Annotated in this window: 22 protein-coding genes and 1 tRNA gene; 11 read left to right on the top strand and 12 right to left on the bottom strand. The window is 46.3% G+C overall.

Annotation, left to right across the window (positions count from 1 at the left end):
• Positions 1–191 precede the first annotated feature (191 nt).
• The gene (fldA, locus tag AKG35_RS04170) at positions 192–716 is read right to left on the bottom strand and encodes a flavodoxin FldA (protein WP_011130179.1); all 525 of its coding nucleotides are present in this window, start codon (positions 714–716) and stop codon (positions 192–194) included.
• A gap of 949 nt (positions 717–1,665) precedes the next feature.
• Between fldA and AKG35_RS04165 the strand changes: the two genes are divergently transcribed.
• From AKG35_RS04165 to AKG35_RS04155, 3 genes are all read left to right on the top strand, one after another.
• Entirely contained in the window at positions 1,666–2,079 is a 414-nt protein-coding gene (locus tag AKG35_RS04165) for a hypothetical protein (protein WP_011130177.1), read from the top strand.
• Between the two features lie 768 nt (positions 2,080–2,847).
• Positions 2,848–3,591 (top strand): type 1 glutamine amidotransferase, encoded by a 744-nt coding sequence (locus AKG35_RS04160; protein ID WP_041384336.1) that lies wholly within the window; start codon positions 2,848–2,850, stop codon positions 3,589–3,591.
• A gap of 803 nt (positions 3,592–4,394) precedes the next feature.
• Positions 4,395–5,480, top strand: coding sequence for a fatty acid desaturase (locus tag AKG35_RS04155; protein ID WP_011130175.1), 1,086 nt, complete (start codon positions 4,395–4,397; stop codon positions 5,478–5,480).
• Between the two features lie 874 nt (positions 5,481–6,354).
• On the opposite strand, the gene AKG35_RS04150 is transcribed toward AKG35_RS04155, so the two are convergent.
• Positions 6,355–6,441 (bottom strand) — tRNA-Ser (locus tag AKG35_RS04150).
• Between the two features lie 257 nt (positions 6,442–6,698).
• Here AKG35_RS04150 and AKG35_RS04145 point away from each other — a divergent pair.
• Positions 6,699–7,151: a hypothetical protein gene (locus AKG35_RS04145; RefSeq protein ID WP_011130174.1), complete on the top strand. Its 453-nt coding sequence runs from the start codon at positions 6,699–6,701 to the stop codon at positions 7,149–7,151.
• Between the two features lie 43 nt (positions 7,152–7,194).
• Here AKG35_RS04145 and AKG35_RS04140 read toward each other — a convergent pair whose 3' ends face one another.
• The 3 genes from AKG35_RS04140 to nrdJ form a co-directional block, all read right to left on the bottom strand.
• A complete protein-coding gene (locus tag AKG35_RS04140) occupies positions 7,195–7,452 on the bottom strand; it encodes a hypothetical protein (RefSeq protein ID WP_011130173.1) in 258 nt (85 codons plus the stop codon).
• 356 nt (positions 7,453–7,808) lie between these two features.
• Positions 7,809–8,075, bottom strand: a complete 267-nt coding sequence (locus tag AKG35_RS04135) for a spectrin repeat-containing protein (RefSeq protein WP_011130172.1) — start codon at positions 8,073–8,075, stop codon at positions 7,809–7,811.
• Between the two features lie 172 nt (positions 8,076–8,247).
• On the bottom strand, positions 8,248–10,590 hold the full coding sequence (nrdJ, locus tag AKG35_RS04130; RefSeq protein ID WP_197524598.1) for a ribonucleoside-triphosphate reductase, adenosylcobalamin-dependent: 2,343 nt from the start codon (positions 10,588–10,590) through the stop codon (positions 8,248–8,250).
• 126 nt (positions 10,591–10,716) lie between these two features.
• On the opposite strand from nrdJ, the gene AKG35_RS04125 reads away from it, so the two are divergent.
• From AKG35_RS04125 to AKG35_RS04110, 4 genes are all read left to right on the top strand, one after another.
• The gene (locus tag AKG35_RS04125; RefSeq protein ID WP_011130170.1) at positions 10,717–11,397 is read left to right on the top strand and encodes a class I SAM-dependent methyltransferase; all 681 of its coding nucleotides are present in this window, start codon (positions 10,717–10,719) and stop codon (positions 11,395–11,397) included.
• Between the two features lie 410 nt (positions 11,398–11,807).
• Entirely contained in the window at positions 11,808–13,490 is a 1,683-nt protein-coding gene (locus AKG35_RS04120; RefSeq protein ID WP_370520991.1) for a peptide chain release factor 3, read from the top strand.
• 76 nt (positions 13,491–13,566) lie between these two features.
• On the top strand, positions 13,567–13,818 hold the full coding sequence (locus AKG35_RS04115; protein ID WP_011130168.1) for a hypothetical protein: 252 nt from the start codon (positions 13,567–13,569) through the stop codon (positions 13,816–13,818).
• Between the two features lie 38 nt (positions 13,819–13,856).
• Positions 13,857–14,552 (top strand): CPP1-like family protein, encoded by a 696-nt coding sequence (locus AKG35_RS04110; protein WP_011130167.1) that lies wholly within the window; start codon positions 13,857–13,859, stop codon positions 14,550–14,552.
• 377 nt (positions 14,553–14,929) lie between these two features.
• On the opposite strand, the gene AKG35_RS04105 is transcribed toward AKG35_RS04110, so the two are convergent.
• Positions 14,930–15,562 carry an ABC transporter ATP-binding protein gene (locus AKG35_RS04105; protein ID WP_011130166.1) on the bottom strand — a complete coding sequence of 211 codons (633 nt, stop codon included), beginning with the start codon at positions 15,560–15,562 and terminating at the stop codon, positions 14,930–14,932.
• A 117-nt stretch (positions 15,563–15,679) separates the two neighbouring features.
• Here AKG35_RS04105 and AKG35_RS04100 point away from each other — a divergent pair, with 117 nt between their 5' ends.
• Together AKG35_RS04100 and AKG35_RS04095 are read left to right on the top strand one after the other, a co-directional pair.
• Positions 15,680–16,129, top strand: a complete 450-nt coding sequence (locus AKG35_RS04100) for a DUF3531 family protein (RefSeq protein ID WP_011130165.1) — start codon at positions 15,680–15,682, stop codon at positions 16,127–16,129.
• A gap of 8 nt (positions 16,130–16,137) precedes the next feature.
• A complete protein-coding gene (locus tag AKG35_RS04095) occupies positions 16,138–16,914 on the top strand; it encodes a 16S rRNA (uracil(1498)-N(3))-methyltransferase (RefSeq protein ID WP_011130164.1) in 777 nt (258 codons plus the stop codon).
• 39 nt (positions 16,915–16,953) lie between these two features.
• Here AKG35_RS04095 and AKG35_RS04090 read toward each other — a convergent pair whose 3' ends face one another.
• Positions 16,954–17,160: a hypothetical protein gene (locus AKG35_RS04090; protein WP_157859807.1), complete on the bottom strand. Its 207-nt coding sequence runs from the start codon at positions 17,158–17,160 to the stop codon at positions 16,954–16,956.
• A 61-nt stretch (positions 17,161–17,221) separates the two neighbouring features.
• On the opposite strand from AKG35_RS04090, the gene AKG35_RS04085 reads away from it, so the two are divergent.
• The gene (locus tag AKG35_RS04085; RefSeq protein WP_041384980.1) at positions 17,222–17,974 is read left to right on the top strand and encodes a DUF92 domain-containing protein; all 753 of its coding nucleotides are present in this window, start codon (positions 17,222–17,224) and stop codon (positions 17,972–17,974) included.
• A 4-nt stretch (positions 17,975–17,978) separates the two neighbouring features.
• On the opposite strand, the gene AKG35_RS04080 is transcribed toward AKG35_RS04085, so the two are convergent.
• The 5 genes from AKG35_RS04080 to AKG35_RS04060 all read right to left on the bottom strand — a co-directional run bounded on the left by AKG35_RS04080 (position 17,979) and on the right by AKG35_RS04060 (position 22,763).
• On the bottom strand, positions 17,979–18,695 hold the full coding sequence (locus AKG35_RS04080) for a sigma-70 family RNA polymerase sigma factor (RefSeq protein ID WP_236069653.1): 717 nt from the start codon (positions 18,693–18,695) through the stop codon (positions 17,979–17,981).
• A 166-nt stretch (positions 18,696–18,861) separates the two neighbouring features.
• Complete coding sequence (locus AKG35_RS04075) at positions 18,862–19,539, bottom strand: GDSL-type esterase/lipase family protein (RefSeq protein ID WP_011130161.1); 678 nt, start codon at positions 19,537–19,539, stop codon at positions 18,862–18,864.
• A gap of 22 nt (positions 19,540–19,561) precedes the next feature.
• Positions 19,562–21,127, bottom strand: coding sequence for a phosphonate ABC transporter (locus AKG35_RS04070; RefSeq protein WP_011130160.1), 1,566 nt, complete (start codon positions 21,125–21,127; stop codon positions 19,562–19,564).
• Complete coding sequence (locus AKG35_RS04065) at positions 21,124–21,867, bottom strand: phosphonate ABC transporter ATP-binding protein (RefSeq protein WP_011130159.1); 744 nt, start codon at positions 21,865–21,867, stop codon at positions 21,124–21,126. Before AKG35_RS04065 ends, AKG35_RS04070 begins: the two co-directional genes overlap by 4 nt.
• A complete protein-coding gene (locus tag AKG35_RS04060) occupies positions 21,864–22,763 on the bottom strand; it encodes a putative selenate ABC transporter substrate-binding protein (RefSeq protein ID WP_011130158.1) in 900 nt (299 codons plus the stop codon). The genes AKG35_RS04065 and AKG35_RS04060 overlap by 4 nt, the downstream gene beginning before the upstream one ends.
• Positions 22,764–22,783: the final 20 nt, after the last annotated feature.

Here is a 22,783-nt window from a genome sequence, read left to right as displayed (position 1 = left end):
ATCTAATAATCTCAGGGCAAAGCATGAATCAGTGATATTTGATTTTTTATCTTTACTGTGGTGATGAAATATGTTATTTCTTCATCGATTAATGCCAGGCTATTAATCGATCGATGTGATGTAAAAAAAAGAGTGGATGAGTTGTTTGCAATTGTGATCTCTTGTTTAATAGAGATATCTTGTAAGTATCATTAATTTAACGCAGGTATCTCTTGCTTGAGCTGAATTGCCCATGACATCAGTCGATCATCCGTCATGTCTGATTCGCTGTCTTCATCGAGGGGTAGACCACAAAACTTGTCCCCTATTAAACTCTTTGAATCTTCAAATGTATAACCATCTTTTGAGACATATCCCACCATTGTCGCTCCTGCATTTTTGAAGCATTGATGCAGCTCTTCAATAGCATCACAGAAGTTTTCGGTATAAGTCGATGAGTCTCCGAGCCCATAGATTGCGACTTGTTTACCACTAAGGCTTAGCTTGGAGATGCCTTCGAGCATGGAATCCCACGCTGTACCAGATCGTTCACTATCTGCACCTGTGTTCCATGTTGGAATACCGCAGATAATCGCATCTAAATCGTTTAGCGGGCTTAAGTCCTGTAGATCAGCTAAATCCTGAGGTGTATTAGTGCCATTGAGGAGAGGATGAAGCCGATCAGCAATATCCTCAGTTTTACCTGTTGTTGTTGCAAAGTAGATACCGACAGCCATGGATTTAATACAAGCAAACCAGTCTTAATGCATCAAGGCTTATTCAGGTCGTCCATTATTAACTCAATCCCGTGCTTATTTATACAAATTATTGATTGTTCTAGACGTCTCTATGATTTTCCTTTGTAAGCAAGCTCTGTTGTAGGCATTTTATCAATGAAGGAAATGTGGTTTTTTATGAAACTTAGGGTGAGAATAGATAATGATTTGTTCAATCTTCTCTCTTTAAGAAACTAAATCATTAGTGAGGCTTGTTAATTGAATGAGGCTCTTGCTAGATGAGCCTTTGAAGAGATGCAGGATTTGAATCAAATGAGTGATTTACGTTCCTTTAAAACAATATTCTATATGCCTTCAGCATGATTTTACTTCTTCGGCAGAATGCGTTAATAAGACTTTCTATTTATTCTTAAATTAATAATCATCTTGTTTATATTATAAACCTCTGCTGACAGTGTTTATTCACTATCGCTTGGTTTATTTAATTTCTAATGACTTAGATTCAATAAAGCTAGTATTGACATTGTTCGATTCATGTCTCATGGTTAACGAAATCAGGATTGTCATTGGTTGTGGGGATTATTGTTAAAGGATTCTTTTGAGCTTTGCTCTATAGGCAGCAATCTTTATACCTTTGTGCTTTAACTCAGCTGATGGCTTATCCGTTGAGGCGTTCCATCCAAAATCCGGCTAACTGCCAGCTGGTCCAAAGAAATATACCTAGGAATGCCCAGTTCATCCATACAGGGCGTTCTGGGTTGTCCATCCTCGTACTCATGATTAATTCAAATCATGGCAGCATTCCCTCATTATTCAATCTGGATGAAGGAATTGATGCACTCTCTGGATTTGGCAATGTCTCCTTAGAGTGATTTCAATACAGCCTTTTTGCTTTTCTTGCCATTGCAGGCCTGTTAACCCGTCATGATGGAGGATCCGATGATGCCTTATGGCAGATGCTCCCTATCTAATCGCCTTGGCCTTGCTTGAGCAAAATGGTAAGCGGGCACTACCACTTTCAGGTAAATCACAGTCTCTCCCACCGAGCAATGCGGACGTTTGTGGTCAACAGGCGCGTCATGACATGCCATCAGATGATGGCAAGGCCCTTGCGTTGGAATTATTGCTGCGCATATGGCAACGTACAGATGACGGCCCCTTGAACCGAGCTGTTGGAGCAAACAGCTTCCTACTTGTAGAACTGCCAATGGAGCGTTTACCGGAGGATCTACCTGCAATCAAGGCAGCCTGGATCCAAAACGGAGACTTCTCGAGCTTCCTTCTGGATTTAAAAAAAATAGCCGAAAGAGGCTGGACCCTAGAGTTTGCTAAATATCAGCCAGTTAGCTTCAAGGCTTGGTAATGGGTCGGCTAAGCAATTATATTCTGCGATTATTTATGATTACGGTTTTAGACTTTATCACTATCAATGCTATTGTTCATTGACTAGACATTGATTTTCACCTACTTGGTGAGGTTGATTTTTATACATAAACCAGCATCTCTATAGAAGCTTTTATTCGATTGCGACTTGTCGATCATAGATGCAAGGTGAAAAATGATTTCTGCTGTGAATCTTATCGATTGATTAACTATAATCTTTCTATTCGATATTGCGTACTTAGATCATTGTCCTTCATGATCTTCCAATAGATGTTACTTTCAGAGCCCCGATATTGAAGAAAAAACTCCTACTGACTCTATACCTTATTTTCCCTGTGAATTTTACTCGAAGCACTCGCTCATTTACAATTGGCTGCTTGATTCTCTCACTTTGCATGTCTAAGATCAGTCATGCTCATCATGATGCTGATTAAATCCTCCAGACAGACGCTGAATTATTATGTAATCAGCAGCTTATATCTTTTTATGGTTGAAATGCTTGCGCATTGCTTTCGTCCAATGACCTTATTGCTTTTCGTGATTCTATAATAAATCAAATCTGCCTGTTGTAAATGTCATTGATAACCACAAGGTATTATTTTATAGCCACTGTTTTTTTCTTGCTTTAGTTGCATTTATTTGTTTATTGAGCTCGTTTCAGCAGCCAACCCTTATCAATCAGGCTGTTGGTACTGCTGTAGCAGTTAACCTCAACAATATTAGTGTGACAAATTCATTTTCTATTCAAATGACACGCCTCTTTGTTGTTCAACATTTAGACCGTGAAACTCCTGGCTTGTTTGAAGACCTTGCACAACAACACGGGATGTCAGTCCACGTCATCCGTGTGGACCTAGGGGAACCTTTGCCTTCTTTGGTTAAAGGAGATGGTTTGCTGGTCCTAGGAGGGCCGATGGGCGTAGGCGATCTGCATAACCCAGCCTTCCCATGGTTAGAGGATGAGGTTCTTTTAATTCAACAAGCCTTGGAGCATCAGATCCCTTTTGTTGGTGTCTGTCTTGGCGCACAATTACTTGCACATGCTTGTGGTGGTGGCGTTGAACCGCTGTTGGGTGGCGATCCACCGCGACCACTTGCGGAGGTCGGGTGGGCACCAATTACATCCACGCTCGAGGCAGGAAATCAGTCAGTCATCAGGTCTTTAATCCAGCCACTGGATGTTTTGCATTGGCATGGCGACAGGATAATTCTGCCTAAAAATGCCAACGTTCTTGCCAGTAGTGTTCGCTGCCGTGAGCAATTGTTCAGAATTGGCCCATTGGCTTATGGACTCCAGTTTCATCTAGAAGTCGAGGATGAAGATGTTTTTCGTTGGATTGCTGAAGACAATGATTTCATCTGTGCAGCCCTTGGCGATAACGCAGCAGATATTTTGCGTGATCAGCAGCAATTGTATAGTAGTAGCAGTAGACCTAGGCGGCTAAAGCTACTTTCAGATTTGTTTAGCGAGCTTTGGCCATCACAATTTTAGATCATTGGATATTCTGCAATCTATTGCTGCAGAATCTTAACTACTTAAAGTTTAATTGAGCAATTTATACTTAAAAACCAGTCTCTATGCTTTTTGTATATATAGCGATTGCATTCTTGTTAGACTTTAGATAGACCATATCTTGCGCCAATGATTGCTTTCTCGCAAGTGTTAGTTGGTTTTCATGCTTTTACGTTGACAACTTGATTCACGCCTGTCTGGAATTCTTTTAAAACAAAGAAAACTCCGCAAAAGTATTAAGAAGCTCTTTCATGGTTTTTTCGTGCCAGATTCTATTATTGGCAATGTGCATTTTGCCTATTGCTGGCCTGTAAGGATTTGCCTTTGCCTTCATGATTATGTCTTTATGGCATTATTTTCCTATCTCAGCATGAATTTCTTGGAATTTTTGCTAACACTCTAATTCGGATTCGCTTATGAATTACAATCGATTTATATCCTGATCTTTTATAGGTTTAAAACATGATGCTTTGTCGTCAATATATTTATTTTAAGAGTATTTGGCTTGGATCTCTGCTTCTCCTGTATTGTTACTCAATGAAGTTCTCAATACCTTTTAACTGCTGCTTGCCTAGCCATCATCTCCAGATCAGTTGCACTATATGTGTTTAACCCGCTTAGTGATTTCATCCACCTCTATGCAAAGGCACAGTTTGCTGATAAAAGTGGCATATTAGAGGGACACTTCAAACGTTAGCCAGATCCCAACACAATCCTACGATCCACCAATCCCACCAGAGAACAGGCCTCTAAACAGGACTGATTTCGTCATTGAGCCCTACTTGCAACGCAGTGACCCTTTGGCTTGTTGGCAGTTGTTCTCCACTCTTGTTCCGATCGCTGGATTATGGCTGATGGTGTCATTGATTGGGCATGCATCCTCTCCAGTTGGCCTGAAGGCCGTTCAATTTTTTATTGTTCTTGTCCTGTTGGTTTTGCTGTCGTCTCGTTGCTTTGCTTTAATGCACGATTGCGGACACGGTTCTCTTTTTCACTCCCGATGGCTCAACCGTTCAGCCGGTTTTTTTCTTGGAGTGCTGAATGCGATACCTCAACACCCTTGGTCACGAGGCCATGCCTATCATCATAAACACAATGGAAATTGGCAGCGTTATCGAGGCCCTTCAGCTTTACTAACTCTTGCTCAGTATCAATCTCTATCTAAAATCAACAAGTTTATATATTTTATAAGTCGGCATCCATTGATGTTATTTCCTGGTGGTTTCTTTTACCTCATAATTAAGCCTCGATTGGCCTTAATCCTGGGATTAATAGAATACTGTTGGTCTAAGTGCCGTCAATTTGTTTTAGGTCTTCGAGATGATGGCTGGAAAAGTATCAATATTTTTCGCTCTCAATTACTGAACCATCAGTCAAGTTATTGGTATACCTCTGGAGAATTAGCTGATCTTCTGGCAAATAACCTCTTAGTACTAGCAAGTTGGTTTTTAATGAGTCGATGGCTTGGAGTCGGTCTGTTTTGGATCTGTTATTCGTTGGTGATGACAGCTTCGGCAGCAATCTTTATTTGCATCTTTTTTGTTCAACATAATTTCGAAGGTTCCTATGCTCATGGTAATAACGACTGGAGCTATTTTACTGCTGCACTTGAAGGGAGTAGCAATTTAGATATTCCACTATGGCTTAATTGGTTTTTTGCAGATATTTCTTTTCACAGTATTCATCATCTTTGCGAGCGTATCCCTAATTATAGATTGAAGGCATGCCATGCACATAATAAAGCACTTCTGCATGGAGCAAAGAAATTACGCATTAAAGACATACCAGATTGCTTTGCTTATATTCTTTGGGACTCTGACTCCAATAAGTTAGTCACACTACAAGAGGCAAATCTACAACCAGTTTGATTAGAGCATCTAAAACGTAGATATTCTATTTGCTTTCACCACAATCAACATAGAATCTGTTTTGAAATCTAATAACCTGCTGTTACGGTAACTAAAACGGAGAAGGTGGCAGTTGGTTTAACCTGAAATTACTTCTGATGTGACGTTATGAGAGTTATTTCCAGGTCTTTTCGAATTTCACCAACACCAATAATGCCGTTTAAGGAGACGACCTCATACCCCCTGAAACGAGACTCAGGTAAGGGCCTCTGACAGAAAAATACCCCTGGGTGCTCAACCCCAGAGCTTCCGTTCTCTCCTGAGTCGTTCGATGCCAAAAGAGTGATGCGGCTCTTCGTGTAGGTAGGAGAGGGGAAACCTACACCTGCAATATCACTATGCGTCTTCAGTCATAAAAAAGAAGGGTCAGGTTCCACACAAACCCCCAGCGTAAATTTGCTAAAAGATAAGGTGCTTGTTCAATGCATGGGTTCACCGCTACTGAGTCGCATCTTCCTGCAAGCGGGAAGTTATTTACCTTTCAAAAGGGCAACCTTTTCCAATGTCCTCGCCTTTTATTGCTTCGACTGCCGCGTCTACAGCTGCTATGGGTGCACTGTTCTCGAGTTCTTCCATAAAACCTTCGGTGAACCCCTTCACGCTATTTTTAGAAAAATTCCCTCCTGTAGAAGCCCGCAGACTGTTCCGCCTGCGCCAGCGACAAAGCCATACCAATAGCTATAGTTGTCGAAATGAGCTCTAGCGCTATTGGCTGTTGGCGCGATGAGCAATGACGCTGTGGCTAATGCTGCTGAAAAGGTTCTCTTCAGGATTCCTGGGTTTTCCTTTGACTTTTTAACCAATCTGCCTCATCCGTAAGGAGTACGCCTCAAAACGGAGAGGGTGGGATTCGAACCCACGATGCCCTTGCGGACATGCTGGTTTTCAAGACCAGAGCCATCAACCACTCGACCACCTCTCCCTGAACTGACTCTATCAAGTCAGCATTGATATTTTAAACCATGATATTTGCCTTTGCTTGAAAATGCACCCCCCAAGCTTTTCGTTCAGGATCTTTGCTTGGGCTAATCTCTCAACCTCTCCTTTTTGGCAATAGCAAGAGCTCATTTATATTGTAGAGGTGTATTGACTATATTCCATCGATATGTCAACCTATTAAATTGCTAGCAGATCCTTTGACCAATGATGTTTGCTAATGCATGACTTGAGAAGTTACTGATGCCTAGTAAGCCTCGAGATCGGCTCGGAGAAGTTTATGGTCGCCTAACTGTTGTTCGTGCGTCCGATCGCAGAACCGCAGCAGGCAATTGCTATTGGTGGTGCCGTTGTAGCTGCGGCAATGAACGTGAAGTTCCGAGTGACTCTTTATCTCATCGGTTGAGAAAGAAAAAGAATATTACCGAATGCATTGAATGTTCTCGTGAACTCACAACTGAGGCTGTTTGTGATAAGAATGATCGTGAGGAGAACTTAAGAAGAAAGCAGGCGCAAATTAATCGAAAGAATCTTGTCGGCAAGGTTCCAGATCAATGGCTAAAACTTCCCTTAACTGATGCTCATGCTAGGGAAATTGGAGTAAAGAAATTTTTCAGAGGCACTTATTGTCTTAATGGTCACCTTTCTCCTTATCGAATCAATGGTGGCTGCTTGGCTTGTAATAGAGCTGAATAGGATGCCTATTAACCAATATTCCATGTACTCTGATTAGTATTGCTTACCAAGCAGCCATAACATTCATGCCCGTAGCCCATATCCCCATGCCTACCAGGCAAGCGCTAATGGCTCCCATGCCTACGCAGCCAATGCTCACTAAACCCATGGATACCACTCCAATACTTACAAGGCCCATCGGCACGATGCCGATTGCAATGATTCCGCGCGAAGCAACCCCAATAGCAAAAATCTTTGCTAAAGCGGAAAACTCTTCTCCTCGTTTCGATTGATTTGGTCCATCAACAATTTTGGGCTTCATGCTTGTATGGCTGCACGTTAATAGTAATACCCTAAGGCTACTTGCCCATCTCTAGCCATCGAAAAGATCAATCAATTAATTTGATAGGAGGATGGTTAATGTATTTATCCGACGATTAAGGCTATATCAGTTTTTAAACTTTCTTTTGGGTTTGTTAGAGGCATGTGATTGATAGTTTTTCCAACGTAGAGATCAGTGATGAAAAAAATACAGAATGAATTCCATGCTTCTTAGAGTCTCTGCTTCATTCTTCTTGTCAAACTCCTATTGAAAAGTTCTTAACTATTGATGTGTTGGTCTGTCTATCATTCTTCAGGTTTATGAGCATCGTGTTTACGTGTATCTAAGGCAATATTTTAGGTTTTTACACTCACCATTCGAAGTTTATTTTCGCGGTCTTCCAGTAGTGTCCTTAGCCACTTGGCGGCGATCGCACGAGAGATGGTGCGATTATGTAGAAATTCGCAAATCACCAGATATAAGGGGCCTGTATTGGATTCAATATTGAATTGAGCATCGTATGCAAGTAACTGCTCATCTGTTTGACAAGCCCTGAGTTTGTCGACTATTGCTTCGCGTGTGCTTTTACTCATCGCATTGACCTTGATCTTGGCAGTGCTCATTGGCTTAAGGAGGTGTAGATCGAACTTGCCTCACCCCATAAATAGCCACCTATCGCTTTTGGTTGCAATGGTCTTTACCAACCAATTGATTTGGTTTCGTCAGGATTTTATGCTTCTTGCCTAGAGATCCGTCCTGGTGAACCATCCAGCACGGATCCCATCAGCGTTTTTGTCAGCTCCCAGGTTTGGCAAGTGGAAGTAGGCATTTGTCTGAGTCACAGCCTGCCGGCCCCGCCTCCATCAGTTCACCTTGGTCATAGGAGTGAAGAGCTTCGAAGAAGTTACTCCTCACCCTCCGATTAACCACCTCTGCTTGCAGGCGCTCGAATGTGTTTGCATCGATCGGTTCAAACGGCAAGCGCGGGAAGGTGGCATTGTGGGCATCGAAGCGAGCAAGCAGCGCAGCAGAGATGTAGCCCTCACTGTTGTCAATGGCCTGATGCAATGCTTCGCCCAGACTCTCTATCTCATCCTCACGCAGTTCGATCGTCGCTGAAGTGTTGTGGGCCGTGTAATGGCTTTGCACTTGCATGTAGAAATCAAATTGAGCCAGTGCTGAGAAGTTATTGATATTGACAGCATCGGCTCCAGGCAGGTTGGCCCAGCTGACTTCCGTGGGGATTTCAACCAACCATTCGCTGCAGCGTGGATCAAATGGATCATCCAGCAAGCGACCCTGCTCATCTTTATCAGATTGAGACGGCACAACGGTGTATCCGTAGTCCATACATGCCATCGCCACTGGATCATTCTTGCGGAAGGTAATCCGACGAATGAAACGCTGGGCCTTAGGAGGATGCCATCCCGGCGCTGCTCCTGTAAGCAGACTTTTCGTTCCGGCTGGTTGAACTGTGGTGCAACGGCTAGGGCGACGCAACTCGTGGCGATCGCAATAGTCCCAGACAGTTTCGTTGACTATTTTTTTCCAACGGATCAAAAAGGATGCTTCCTTTTGCTTGAATTGGCGACCTTCATCTGTGTCTGGTCGACCGTTTTCCCACCATCTGAGCCAGGCAGTACCGAAGGCATGGACGAAGAAGTCAAATAAACCAGTAAAACTCACGCCCACAATTGGATCCCAGGCACGGCTTTGGCGATATCTGGGAACTTCAAAGCGATGGTTTAGTAGGCAGGCAACAGATAGAGCAGCAGCTTTGAAAGCATCGGCTTGACCGTCTTCATCGCAAGGGTCGATTTGGTTGAGATGGATCTCGGCCAAATTGCAGTGAAAGTCGGCTCCAAGAATTTCCCCGCATGGGTTTAGGCCATAGCGGCCTAGTCGATGCTCTAGTTCGCTGGCATCGATCGGACCGTGGTTGGTCTGCAACCAGCGACCTGCTTCGTCTTTTCCCTGATCGCAGTAGATCCCAATGAATTCCTGGCGTAATTCTTGTGTGGTGAGCAGGTCTGCATTGGAGCGAGCAATGGCCTCTGGTGCGAATTGAATGGCACCCTCTCCAGAATGGAATTGTTTTCTTACGGCTTCAACCACAATCGATCGGCTCGGTCTGTTGTGGTAAACCCTGGTGTGATTGGCCATGCGTAGCGCATCTTTTTCGGGATCGATGCGCCAATTACCTTCGGCATCTTGTTGCCAGAGATTTTCTTTGGCTTCTGCAGCCGCAAGATCTTCCGCCGAGAACTGACGCATGCCAGCACTGCGGCGAATGTTGCCTGCCACGATTGTTACTGCGGCTTCGTCGATTAAGAGGCAACACTCCACTGAAGTGAGGCGACGGCCGACTGCTTTACCAAGCAGTCGAGCGACACGGGTATAAAGATCCTTCAGCTTCACTGGATTGGCCATGCCACCAAAGCCCTTGAGGGTCTCGCCTACTGGCCTTACGTCTGAAAGGTCAATACTCACATTGATGGTTCGTCCAGCGAAGCGCTCATCGCTGCATAGTTCGAGTAATAACTGATAGCTGTCAACCCAGCCACGACGTGTGTCTCCAACCTTGATCAAGACGTTGTCGTTTTCAATGCTGTGCGTTGTCTGCTCTTGTCTTTGATGTGCTGCTGTTAGGCCAATATCTGTGACGCCAACGATTTTGATGGGGTTGCGAACCACCGGAAGCTGATCAATCAAGTGAGGTTCAATGACAGCACCAGTTCCGCAGCCCATCATCGCAAGGTCCATCATTAGACCAAAGGCTTCCCAGTCCACCAGGTTGGTGGATGTGCAGTTATAGGCACCTGAGAAATTCTCTGCTCTTTCGATCCAATCAGTTCCACCGATCCATAGCCAACGACCAGAGGGGAGAGCCTTTTTCTCGGCTTGCATGCGCGACATCAGCGCTACCTCCTCAGCTCTGAGTTTGCCGAGTTGCTGCAGTCCTTGGAGGTTGCGTGTGCTGACTTCGTTCCAGCTTTCTCGTCCCGACGAGGTGCGGCGGCTGTAAGTGCGATAAAAAACCGGGTTAGCCGCTGGAGCCGTGGCAGGGAAATCACCACGCTGTCCGCTGGCTTCTAAGGCTGTCATTGCTATCTCAGGTCTGCTCGAAGTCAGGGTCATAGGTTGGCTTATGCCGATAAGTATGGGAACGCTACCGCCACTCATGGTGTCTGCAAGCTTTAGTAACACCATCGACAGTGCCTGGTTGAGACTAGTGAGAAATCTGATTGAGATCTTGTGAAGCGTTTGCCTGAGCCGGAGTTAATGGATGATCCGCTTCAGGCCAGGGCCTATGCCGAAGCAGATTTCTCCTGTGGTGATGAGGCATTAATCCAACGCTTGCAGGAGTATCTGATCAGCTTGTGCAAGATTCCTTCTCCAGGCAGCATGATCGTTGATCTTGGTTGTGGACCTGGAAATATTTGCGAGCGTCTCCAGCGGCTCTGGCCTGAAGTGATGGTGCTTGGCATCGATGGTGCTCAAGCGATGCTTGATCACGCTTTGCAACGGCAAAAAGCGATGGCCGCTGAACTTAAGCGACTGACCTATCGCTGTTCCAATCTTTCATCACTCGTGAACCAATGCGTCGATTTGAAATGTTCGGCTGCTCTCGTTGTTAGTAATAGCTTGCTTCACCACCTTCATGACCCCAATCTTTTATGGCAGGTCACTAAGTATTTAGCAGCCCCAGGTGCGTTTGTTTTTCATCGCGATTTGCGTCGACCCTTATCGACGAAACATGCTATTGCGCTTCAACAAAAACACATGCAGGAAGCACCTTCTATTTTGATTCGTGATTATTTGGCGTCTCTGCACGCAGCCTTCACCTTGGAAGAGGTGCAGTCACAGCTTGTTCATGCAGGTCTAGATCATTTGCATGTGATCGAAGTTGAGGACAGGTATCTCGACGTATTTGGCACGATCTAACTGCATAGGGTCAGTTTCATTTATGAGGTCTTCTCGCCTGTTTTCACAAGTGAGAGCGCAAGGCTTTTCCCATTGAATTGAGTTGTCGCTGAAGAAAGTATTGAGATCAACGTTGGTGTTGTTGCCTGGCCCTCAGGTAGGGCTCAGTACTAGAAATTGATGATCTTGGTTGCTTCGATGGATCAAAATGATTGAGTACGCTTAAGCACTTTGCCAAAGCAGTATTTCTCACTGAGATGAGTTGAGATTGCAACACTGATCACAATCAATCATTGACAGAGGCTGAAATATCACCTTTACACCTGCCGCGAAGTGAATTCCTTGTCTTATGAATCTTAGACCCAGTCAAAGGCTTGATCATTTATCGCACCTTTAATATGCACTTGCACCCGCCAGATCTTCGTCACAGCTTGACCTCTCTTCCCGATTCCACGAGCCCGCCGATTGATTCGGCTTCTTCAATCGATATAGATCAAGTCCTTGAGGCCTCGTTGGCTGAGGCCATTAGCCGTCGCCGCAATTTCGCGATCATTTCCCATCCAGATGCGGGGAAGACCACCCTTACAGAAAAATTGTTGCTTTACGGAGGTGCGATCCAGCAAGCAGGGGCTGTTAAAGCCCGTGGTGAGCAGCGCAAGGTGACCTCCGATTGGATGGAGTTGGAGAAGCAGCGGGGTATATCGATCACCTCCACCGTTCTGCAGTTTGATTATGCAGATAACACAATTAACCTTCTTGATACCCCCGGACACCAGGATTTTTCCGAAGACACTTATCGCACCCTGGCGGCTGCAGATAATGCAGTGATGTTGGAGGATGCAGCTAAGGGTTTAGAACCTCAGACCAGAAAATTGTTTGAGGTATGTCGCATGAGAAACATTCCAATCTTTACTTTCATAAACAAGATGGATCGTGCAGGGCGGGATCCTCTGTTGCTGTTGGATGAGATTGAAGCAGAGTTGGAGCTAATACCTTGGGCCGTGAATTGGCCTATTGGTAGTGGGGAGTTGTTTCGTGGTGTTATTGATCGTCGAACTAGAAATGTTGTTCTTTTTACAAGAGCGGAAAGGGGCCGGCAAGCCAGTGAACGCCACCTTCATCTTGACGATCCGGAATTGCCAAGCCTTGTCGAGCAGGAGCTTTTGGACCAAGCTTTGGAAGAGTTAGAGCTCTTGGAAGCAGCAGGTGCAGAGCTTGATCTGGAATTAGTCCATGCAGGCGAGTTGACACCTGTGTTTTTTGGTTCAGCAATGACCAATTTTGGGGTAAGGCCTTTCCTTGATGCCTTTCTTGAGATGGCGCAGCGTCCGGTAGCTCGTTCTACAAGTGAGGGCCCTGTTGATCCTCTGCGACCATCCTTTAGTGGCTTTGTTTTCAAATTACAGGCCAATATGGATCCTCGCCATCGTGATCGTGTCGCCTTTGTAAGGGTCTGCAGCGGACGTTTTGAAAAGGATATGACGGTGCGCCTAGCACGAACCGGTAAATCCATACGTCTATCTCGCCCACAGAAGTTATTTGGCCAAGAACGTTCGGTCGTTGATGATGCCTATCCAGGTGATGTTATTGGTCTAAATAATCCTGGTATGTTTGCGATTGGTGATACTCTGTATACAGGATCTAGAGTTGAATACGAGGGTATACCATGCTTTAGTCCTGAGATATTTAGCTGGTTACGTAACCCGAATCCTTCAGCATTTAAAAATTTTCGTAAAGGAGTTAATGAGTTAAGAGAGGAAGGTGCTGTACAAATTCTCTACGATACTGATCAGAGCAAGCGGGATCCGATTCTTGCTGCAGTAGGTCAGTTGCAGCTTGATGTTGTTCAGCATCGTTTAGAAAACGAATATGGCGTTCAGACCCGTCTTGAGCCTATGGGCTTCCAGGTGGCACGGTGGGTCAGTGATGGTTGGCCTGCTCTAGATGAGATGGGACGGATCTTTAATTGCAAGACCGTTCAGGATGCCTGGCAGCGTCCTGTTCTCTTGTTCAAGAACGAGTGGAACCTTAACCAGCTTCTTGATGATCACCCTGCGTTGGAACTTAGTGCTGTTGCGCCTGTGGTTAGTGGTGTAGAGCCGATCAGCCTTTGATCGTTGGGCTTAAATCTGCTTTCCTGACAAAAAGAACTCGCGATTCACTGGTCTAGTTAGCCAGAATCGTTAAAGAATGTTTTCAGTGGTAGTGGACAACCAATGGCTGATACGCCCCTGTGTTGATGGTGGCACTGAGTACGTTTGCTTTCGTGCTGCAAGCAGCAATGATCAACCTGAAAGGGTTGAAATGCTTGTTGGCTTCCACCTTCCACCACAGATGCCGTTGCTCAAGAGTAGGCAGTGGATGGGACAGCAAGAGGCTTTGGTTTGTTGCAAACAGCTCCAGAACAGCCATGGCTATCGCTATGGTTCACCACTCTTTTGAGCTGGTCTCGATACGCTCAGAGTAGTTCTCGTAGATCCATGGCCTCGGGCATCGGCTCCAGTTCGAATCCAGGGTCGCAGGATCCCTACTCCATCCTTGGTCTTGAACCAGGAGCCAGCTTCGAATCTGTGCAACAAGCAAAGGAAAAGCGGCTTTTAGAGGTAGGCGATGACCTTCAAGCCAGGGCAAGGGTTGAAGCGTCTTATGACGCTCTGCTCATGTCCAGTCTCAAGGAACGTCAGCTTGGCAAAGTGAGCAATGCTGCAGTTAATGCCTCTCAGCGAGAGGAGCTGCAGGTCGAGACAGCTGCTCGTAGTGGTGGAAGCAATGCTCTGCTTACACGTTTACGCAATATCAATTCATCAACTGCTAACACCAAATCAGGAGAATTCTGGCCGAATCTCTCTCTACCTGAAGGACAGGGCCTCACGGTTCGATTGGTCTTGGGAGGACTTGCCTTATTGCTTGTGATTGTTGCTCCTGTTGGAAGTACGGAGCTTATCCTTGCTGTATCAACAATTGCTCTGTTTCTCAGTCAGATCAGACGAGGTCGTCGCCCACTTGCATCATTGGGCTGGAGTGTTCTCTTGCTTGCTAGCGGCTTGATTCTTGGGGGACTCCTCCTGCAAGCCATGACAGCTATACCAAGCGTTACCCTGCCGATTACAGGAGACCAGCTTGAAGCGGTGCCAACAGTGTTGTTGCTTTGGGCTGGTGCACTCCTTTTGGATTGAGTAGATAAGACCCATGCGAACAATGGCTTGCTTTCTCGATATAATTAACTGATAAAAAGCTCTTGATTTACTTTTGCCAGCAATTAAATATTCCTTTTGAATTGTTGTTTGATTCTATATTGCGAGCTTCCTGAAGAATGCTTTTGAGTTCTTCAGCAAAAAGACTTAGTGTTGCAATACTTGTCGGCCCTCAAGCCGTCTTGGAAGTAATTTTTTTAACTTCAACAACTACCTATTGATTTAAAGATCAAGACATATTTATAGATCGCTGACCCCATTCACTTTTGAAGCGTTACTTATCAATGGTTGGCCATTGTGAATTGCTTTTCTGTGACTTTCGATTGCGAAGGCAGCTAGTTATCTAAGTTGATTGAGAGTTATTGAGGCAGCTTATGAAGCCGACCTGAATCGAGCCGATACGCTGCACTTGACAAGCCCACAAAGAGTTCTGGCTCATGAGTGGCCACGATTAACAACTGTTCTCGTGCAAGCTTGGAAAGCAGTTCTAATACCTCATCACGTACTGACCAATCAAGCCCGGCGGTGGGTTCATCAAGCAGCAAAATGGTTGGCTTGCGCAGCAACTGAACAGCAAGGGCAAGCCGTCGTTGTTGACCTCCACTGAGACGTTCCGGTGCTTGCTTCATGTCGATTTGAGCCAGTCCCACCTTTTGTAGCGCTTGTGTTTGTTCCACACTGGTGAGTCGCCGATGCCCTAAGCGCAGCTCCTGGGCAACAGTTAAACCAAGAAAGTGCCGCTCTGGGAATTGAAAGACGACCCCACACATCCAGCGTCGTTGACGCTGATTTAAGGGTTTGTGTTCCCAGTAAATGGCGCCTTGTTGAGCACTTGCAAGTCCACTGATCACCTCTAGCAGACTGGTTTTGCCACTTCCACTAGCGCCAGCTATTACAACGGGTTGGCTCGCATGAGCAAGGAGATCAACTCCCTGCAACACAGGTTCTTCAGATGTTGAGGGACGGTATTGAATGTCTTTCAGCTCCAGCATGAGCACCTCACTTCTCTGCTCACAGCAGCTAATGATCCTCCAATTTGATTGATGAATGCTTGCTTATGCAGACGGATCTGTCGAATGCCGCGATGATGCAGCCATCGTCGAGCTTTCATGGACGTTCGTTTCCGCGAGGTTGATCCATTCAACTGTTGGCTATGGCTTCACTTTGCCGATGTACCAAGCCAGGGTGAGCAAAATTACGTCGATGGCATCTTTGATAGTTGGTACGTGATTGGCCGTTTGGGTGGATTTAATGCTGAGAACCTACAAGTCCATGAGGAAGGTGCTGATCTCAGCTGGATCACTTACGACAATGAAGACGCCAGATCCGTGATCCCTGCGCTGATGCACAACATGGGCCAGTTGGAATATCAAGGCTGCTGGGCACGTTGTTGGGTTGATCTTGGTACAAGTGATGCTGTAGCACTTGATGTCTTGATCAACGCTCTCCAACAAATTGACTCCGATGTGGTGCAGTTGGATGAAGTGTTGATTGGTGGTGTCAATGATGACTGGCCTGTTGAGCCCCATCCCGACAGCATCTTCCCTGTGGAGGCCTAGGCAGTCTCTTGGCTGAGCTCAGGCGCCTTTTGGTTGAATCGCAGCGGTTTGATGCAATCACTGCTTCTGACCATTTGTTATCTCTCAAGCAAGACGAAGTCCATTACCTGCGCAGAGTGCTTCGCCTTCGCAATGGGCAAGCGGTTGCGCTTGTTGATGGTGTTGGCCATTTCTGGGAGGCCCATCTACAAGCAGGTGATTTTTTAAAACTTGACACGTCACCTTCGTCTCCTTCTCTACAACAACCTCGCCATCGTCAACAACTCGGTTTGGCTGTTGTTCTCCCAAAGCGTGGCTTTGAGGAGGTTTTGAGGATGAGTTGTGAACTAGGCGTCAACCTGATTCAGCCTCTACGTTCTGATAGGTGTACTCCTCAGGCGGAGGAGCGACCATTGCGATGGAGGGTGATCCTTAGGGAAGCAGTTGAGCAATCTGAGCAGCTTTGGCAGCCAGAACTTTTGCCGATAGCAGAAGCTTCAGCCTTGTGGAAAAGTCCACCAGATCATGCAGTTTTTGCTTTGGCCACCACTCGTCGGCAGGGACTGATTGATCTACAACTTTTGATGGAAGGACTGACCCCAGAAATCAACCAAGTCACAGTTGCGATTGGTCCTGAGGGTGGTTGGAGCCCACTTGAAGAGTGTGCCGCTGAGGCCGCCGGTTGGGTGCCTGTGGCGTTGGGAGATTCAATCCTGCGCACTTGCACAGCTGCTGTGGCAGCAGCTCAAACAATGGTTTCAAGTCGACGGATCAGCTTGTCAAGAGATCAGTCAAGATCTGATTGAATTCCTGCAGGCTTGTTTTTGATCTAAGCGGCTGCATTTTTACTCACGAATGTCAGCGCTTATCGGCGTCTTTTTCAAGCAAACCTTCATTTCATAGCGGCTTCCTTTGGCTCGAGGGCTTGGACTTCTCCAGTGATTTTCTGCACAGTCTTTTGAGGTGATAATTTTCTCAATGCTGAGATTGAGAAGATCAAAACCGTAGGCTGTTTTTTCTGCTTCATGCTCTGGTCTGCCAGACAGCGTCAAGCAATAGCCCACGCTTGCTGTCTCTTGTCCAATCTGGCCAAAGGCAGTGCTATCAATGTTGATGCTTTTTTCTAATCCGACTCTGGTTCAATGGCTCTGGGCTTTTGCTCTCAATGCTCTATTGATTGCGCTGGCCCAGAGGCTGCCATTACTCACTTCCGCCGGATGGATTCATGCCGGGGCACTAGGCACCATCCTCTGGGGGTGTCTGGGCTGGCGTGGGTGGCTTGCGGTAGTGATTTATCTCGTACTGGGATCGATGGTCACCCGTCTTGGCATGGCCCAGAAGAAACTCGCTGGCCTTGCTGAGGGACGTGGTGGCAGGCGTGGGCCTGAAAATGTCTGGGGATCTGCAGCCACTGGTGCTGTAGTGGCAATCCTGATCAAACTGGGCCTTGGTTCCCAGTCTTTGCTGATGATCGGTTTCGCAGCAAGTTTTGCTGCGAAACTTGCTGACACCTTCGGCAGTGAGATAGGCAAACGTTGGGGCCGAACCACTGTGCTCATCACCACGCTGCGTTCTGTACCTGCTGGTACGGATGGAGCCATCAGTCTCGAGGGCACTCTCGCAAGTGCCCTTGGCAGTCTTTTGATGACCTTCGTGATGGTCTCCCTCTCTCTGTTGCCTTTTGGTTTCCAGGCGATCTTGGTTGCTTTGATTGGCTTATTGGCCACTCTTATGGAGAGCCTTTTAGGCGCAATTGCTCAGAACAAAATTAGTTGGCTGAGTAATGAACTTGTTAATGGTTTACAGACAAGCTTTGCTGCTGTTTTTGCCATCGCAATCGCCGCTTGGCTTGGTTTGGCTGCTTAACCAGCTAATCAGATTTCTTTGTGGACCAAAGTTGAAGTTGTTTAATTAAACCTTGCAAAACTCTTCGCAGCTTGTTCTCCTTCATCTTTTCGCGCTTTGCTAACTGTCTCAAGCTGATGTCATCGATGTAATGGGCGTAAAGCAAGTGTTGCTGGTGGGATGTTAGACGCTGAATAGCCTTTTTTAGCCATTGGTATTGCAGATCCGGTTCTTTCTGCTTTGGTGACTTGAGCCGTTCCAATAATGGGACTCTCTTCTCAACATGATTGCCACCTGTTGAACTCTCTTTGGCATCCAGAGATACAAGGTGTGTCTGCCATATGGCTTCCGCAGCTTGATGCCAGCGGTCTGAACTTACATTTAATTGTGCAGCCAGTTGCTCTTCGGTGAAAGGTTTTAAGCCATCATTCTGCTGCTTCTGCTTGAGTCTCATGCCGCGGGTATATAGGTCTCTCAGTCGCCAGGGCACTCTCACAATCTGGCTTCTGTCTCTGCGGAAATGGAGGATCTGGCCGTTGGCACGGGCCATTGCATAGCTACTTGCTTTAAATCCAAGATTGGCATCGAAATTCTCCATCGCCATGATTAACCCCAGCCTTGCTTCTTGAATGAGATCATCCAGTTCTTCACCGCCACGGGTGGCTTGGCGAGTTGCTGCAAGGTGCGCCAATCCAAGGTGTTCAACTACAGCCTCATTGCGTTTTTGTATCGATTTGGGCAATGAAAATGAACGCTGATTCCCAGAGCACTCTGCTCTCTTTCTTCTCAAGGTTTTGCAAGAAGTTTGCGCCATGACTTGACTTTCTATTGACATCCTTAACTTTCTTCTTTTCTGCAGCACTGGTAAACCAACTAAAGGATGAACATCGGATTCCTTAGGGGTGATTTCAGCCAACCGTAGGAGTGAAGTTTGTTAGTGGTTCGAGCTCTGCCCACTCCAGCATCGATGTCCATGCCATCACCCGTTGGTGGATCCAGTCATGTCCCTCTGAGTTGAGATGGATACCATCGGGTTCGATCCAGCTGAGCCAGGCAGGTTCATTGAGCATGGCGTTGTGCAACGGCAGAAATGGCACATCAACCTCAAGACAGGCTTCCTCAAGCTGGGCTTCATAAACCGACCCCGATTGGTTTGAATACCAGAGGCATTGCGCAAATGGCATTACAGCTTCATCGACAGGAGTGAGGCCCATCACCATCACCTTGGTGAGGTGTTTCATCTCTGTCAGCATTTGCTGCAGGCCAAAGCGAAAGGCCTCTGCCGTGAGTTGGGGCCGGCCATCGGGGCGTCCAATACGTGCTGTGTCATTGAGGCCCACCGCCACAAGAACTGCATCAGGAACCTGACGACGGAGTTCGCCTCGACTTTGCCATTCCTTTTGCCAGCGTTTGGCAACACTTTCCAGTCCATCACCACGAATTCCAAGCTGGTAGACCACTGGGGCATCAGGGAGGCTCATCCATTGGCATCGCAGACGTTCACACCATCCGCCACCCTCTCGATCTCCCCATCCATAAACACCACTGTCACCTATGACAACGAGTCTCTTGTATGTATTGGCCATCACATCGAGAAGTGGAACCTGATCAGCTTTGTAGGTCTACAACCATAGGTAGCTTTTTAGTTGAACCAGTCCAGTGATATCGCAAGCGATCAGTGATCGATTCTCCGATCAAGGTCAGAGCTGTGAACACCGCGATTAGGACACTGACCTGTGCCCAGTTGAACGAACCAAGAGATTCGATTAACTGCCAACCCAGTCCAGTGCCTCCAACCATGCCAACTACCACGGTTTCACGCAAAATCACGTCCGTTCTGTAAGCGGCATAGGCTAAATAGCTACGGCTTTGGCCGCTAAAGCATCCATAGAGCCAAGCCGATCGTTCTCCAGCGCCAGTCGCGCTTAAGGCTTTCAAGTTGTTGTCGCTTTGTTGGTCAAGCCCTTCTTTTAAGAGGCGACCCATCACTCCAATGTTGTGGGCTCCAAGTGCAAGAGCAGCAACAGCCACACTCGGTTTGCTGAAGAGCAGCAAAAATAGAGCAGTAAGAGGGGTTGGCATCAGTCTTAGCAGACCCCAGATGATTCTTTGTATTGCTATTCCCAGTCGGCTTGGCCAAAGCATCATTGCTAGTGGCGGTGTTCCGATAGCGATTCCTGCTGCTAACCCTGTTAGCAACATCGTGCTGCTGATTAATTGGATCCATGGGAGAGTGTGAATAGCAATTATTAGCTCATCAACAGTTGGTAATGGAAGGGGGCTCCAGTGAAGAGGTTCTCCTAGATCAAGATCAACTGCATTTAGCCAGGGAATACTTAGTGCGCATAGAATCAATAAGACAATCAATATACTGGCAACTTGCCAAATCCCATTCTTCGATAATTTGAAATATCTACGTGTCAAACTTAATATCTGCTCAAGACTAACCATTACTGCTGCTAGTAACCATAAAGCTGTCCATACGTCATGGAATTGAAGAGATTGAAGTGCCAGTTGAAGGTCAGTGCCAATACCACCCAATCCAAAAACCCCCAACACGGTTGCACCTCTTAATGCACATTCAAGTCGATATCCGACATAACTCAATAAGACAGGCCCCATCGCAGGGCCAAGAGCTGTAATTAAGGCGGAAGAGGAGCCCGCCCCAGCCTGTTTTAAGCCCCTTAGGGCTCGACGATCCTGGGTGTCAAGTTGATCACTTACGACTCGAGCAACAAGTGAGGAGTAAGGAATGACGATTGCAACAATTGCTACCCAAGGGCTAAGTCCAACCATTTGAAGTAACAACAAACCCCAGAGGAGTTCATGAATTGCGCGCGGGATTGCCAAAAGTCTGCGAATCACAATCGCTGGCCAGTTTGTCCCTAAAAAGGTCTCCCATACCACCCTGGCGCTGGCTATGCCAAGACAAATTCCAACTATTGAACTTATTGACCAGCTAAGAAGAGCTGTGGCCAAAGTGATCTGTATTCCTCTAAATGCACTTTGAACGACCTCTGCTTGAATAGATGGATGAACGGCAGCGCAAATAAACTCCCATAGGAGAGTGACTCCACCATTGTGGAAACTTATGAGTATAGAAATAAGTACAGGCAATAAAGCCAGTGCTGGCAAAAGGCTCAGGATTGGAGGAGTTGGACTGAGGCGACTCATGCAGATCCGTAGATCAAGGCTAAAGCTTCTTCATCAAGACATTCAGCAGGTTGATCAAAGACAACTCTCCCAGACTTAAGTGCGATTACCCTGTCAAAGTGCCGAAAAAATGATGGTTGATGCAGGCTCATCAAAAGGGTTCTTTCTTCGCCCATATCACTAGTCATCGTGTTGTCCAAGAAAAGATGGAGGATTTCCTCTGCAAGGATTGGATCGAGACTGAATAAAGGTTCATCAGCGAGAATGAGCTCTGGTTTTTGACGTAAGAGGCGTGCTATTGCCACTCGCTGTCGCTGTCCCCCCGAGAGTTCGCTTACCATTGCAGAAAGGATGCTCGATGAAAGACCTACTTTTTTAAGACATTCACTGCAGGCATTTAATTCGATTGGCTTGAGTAAATTAGCTAGAGCCCATAGTAAATTTCTGTTAGCTAACGCACCACAGTTGATGTTTTGTGCAACGTTGAGCTCTTCTACAAGGCGAAGATCTTGCCACAGGGTTCCTATTTTTTTTCGTTGACGTTGCTCTAAGTTTGAGGTTGAATAATCTTGCCAAATCACCTTCCCCGAATCAGGAATAAGAGTTCCGTTGGCAACCGCTAATAAGCTACTTTTTCCTGATCCGTTGCTGCCTACAAGTGCAACACGCTCTCCAGAAGAAATGCTAAGGTTGATATCATTAAGCCGATTCCCTCTACTACTGTGTACAAATACGCCCCTTATTTCGAGTAATCTTCTCACTGAATCTTTCCTAGTTGCCTGCCTATTTTCTCGATTGTTATGTATTGATTTTGGTCTGCATCTACAAAGCTACTTGCCCCTAAAAGTTCAAGTATTTTTTCTTGTGATTTTGAACTTTTCTTTAACCCAGTTAGAGTAGACTTTAGTTTTTCAGTGAAACCATCGCCAAACTTTTTATCGAGATTGGGTTGTGCTAGCCAGTGATAGTCTGCATATGGGGGCGTTCTCCAAATCACTTTCACTTTGGCTGGATCGATGCGGCCATTTTTCTGAGCCGACTCCCATACACTTTCGTTCAGGGCGCCAGCATCAAAAGAACCACTTTGCACCAAAGCAATTGTTGCATCATGACTACCACTGAAACCTGGTTTGCCTCCAGAAAAATCATTCATTTGCACACCTGCTTGCTGAAGGAAGTGCTGAGGCATTAATCTTCCAGAGGTTGAACTTTCGGAGCCAAAAGTGAACCGCTTCCCATTAAGTTGCTGAAGCCCAGATTGGCTTTTTAATGGCTTAATTCCGCTCTTTGTATTGGCTATGAATACACTTGTGAATTTGGCATCAATATCTCTTTGCGCGATAACTTCTGCTCCTGGCTTTTGCAACCTAGCTTGTACACCTGTTAGGCCTCCAAACCAAACAAGATCAAGGCTGTCGGTGCGGAATGCACTGACTGCGGCTGGATAGTTCGTGACTGCTTTGTAGCGAACGGGAACATTTAATTCTTTGCTCAGTTCAGACGAGAGTAGGCCGTATAAACGGTTCAAACGCTCAGGATTCTGATCGGGAATTGCCCCAATACGAAGTGTCTTCTCAGTTTGATTGGTGCAGCTCAGCAACCCAATCAAGCAGATCAATGCAGTGCGGACCAACGCCCCGCCTGGTCTTGAAGGCATGTTGTCTTTGTTGCGTTTGT

Source organism: Prochlorococcus marinus str. MIT 9313, assembly GCF_000011485.1.
Classification (GTDB): Bacteria; Cyanobacteriota; Cyanobacteriia; order PCC-6307; family Cyanobiaceae; genus Prochlorococcus; species Prochlorococcus marinus_D.
This window is presented reverse-complemented; position numbering and strand designations above follow the sequence as displayed.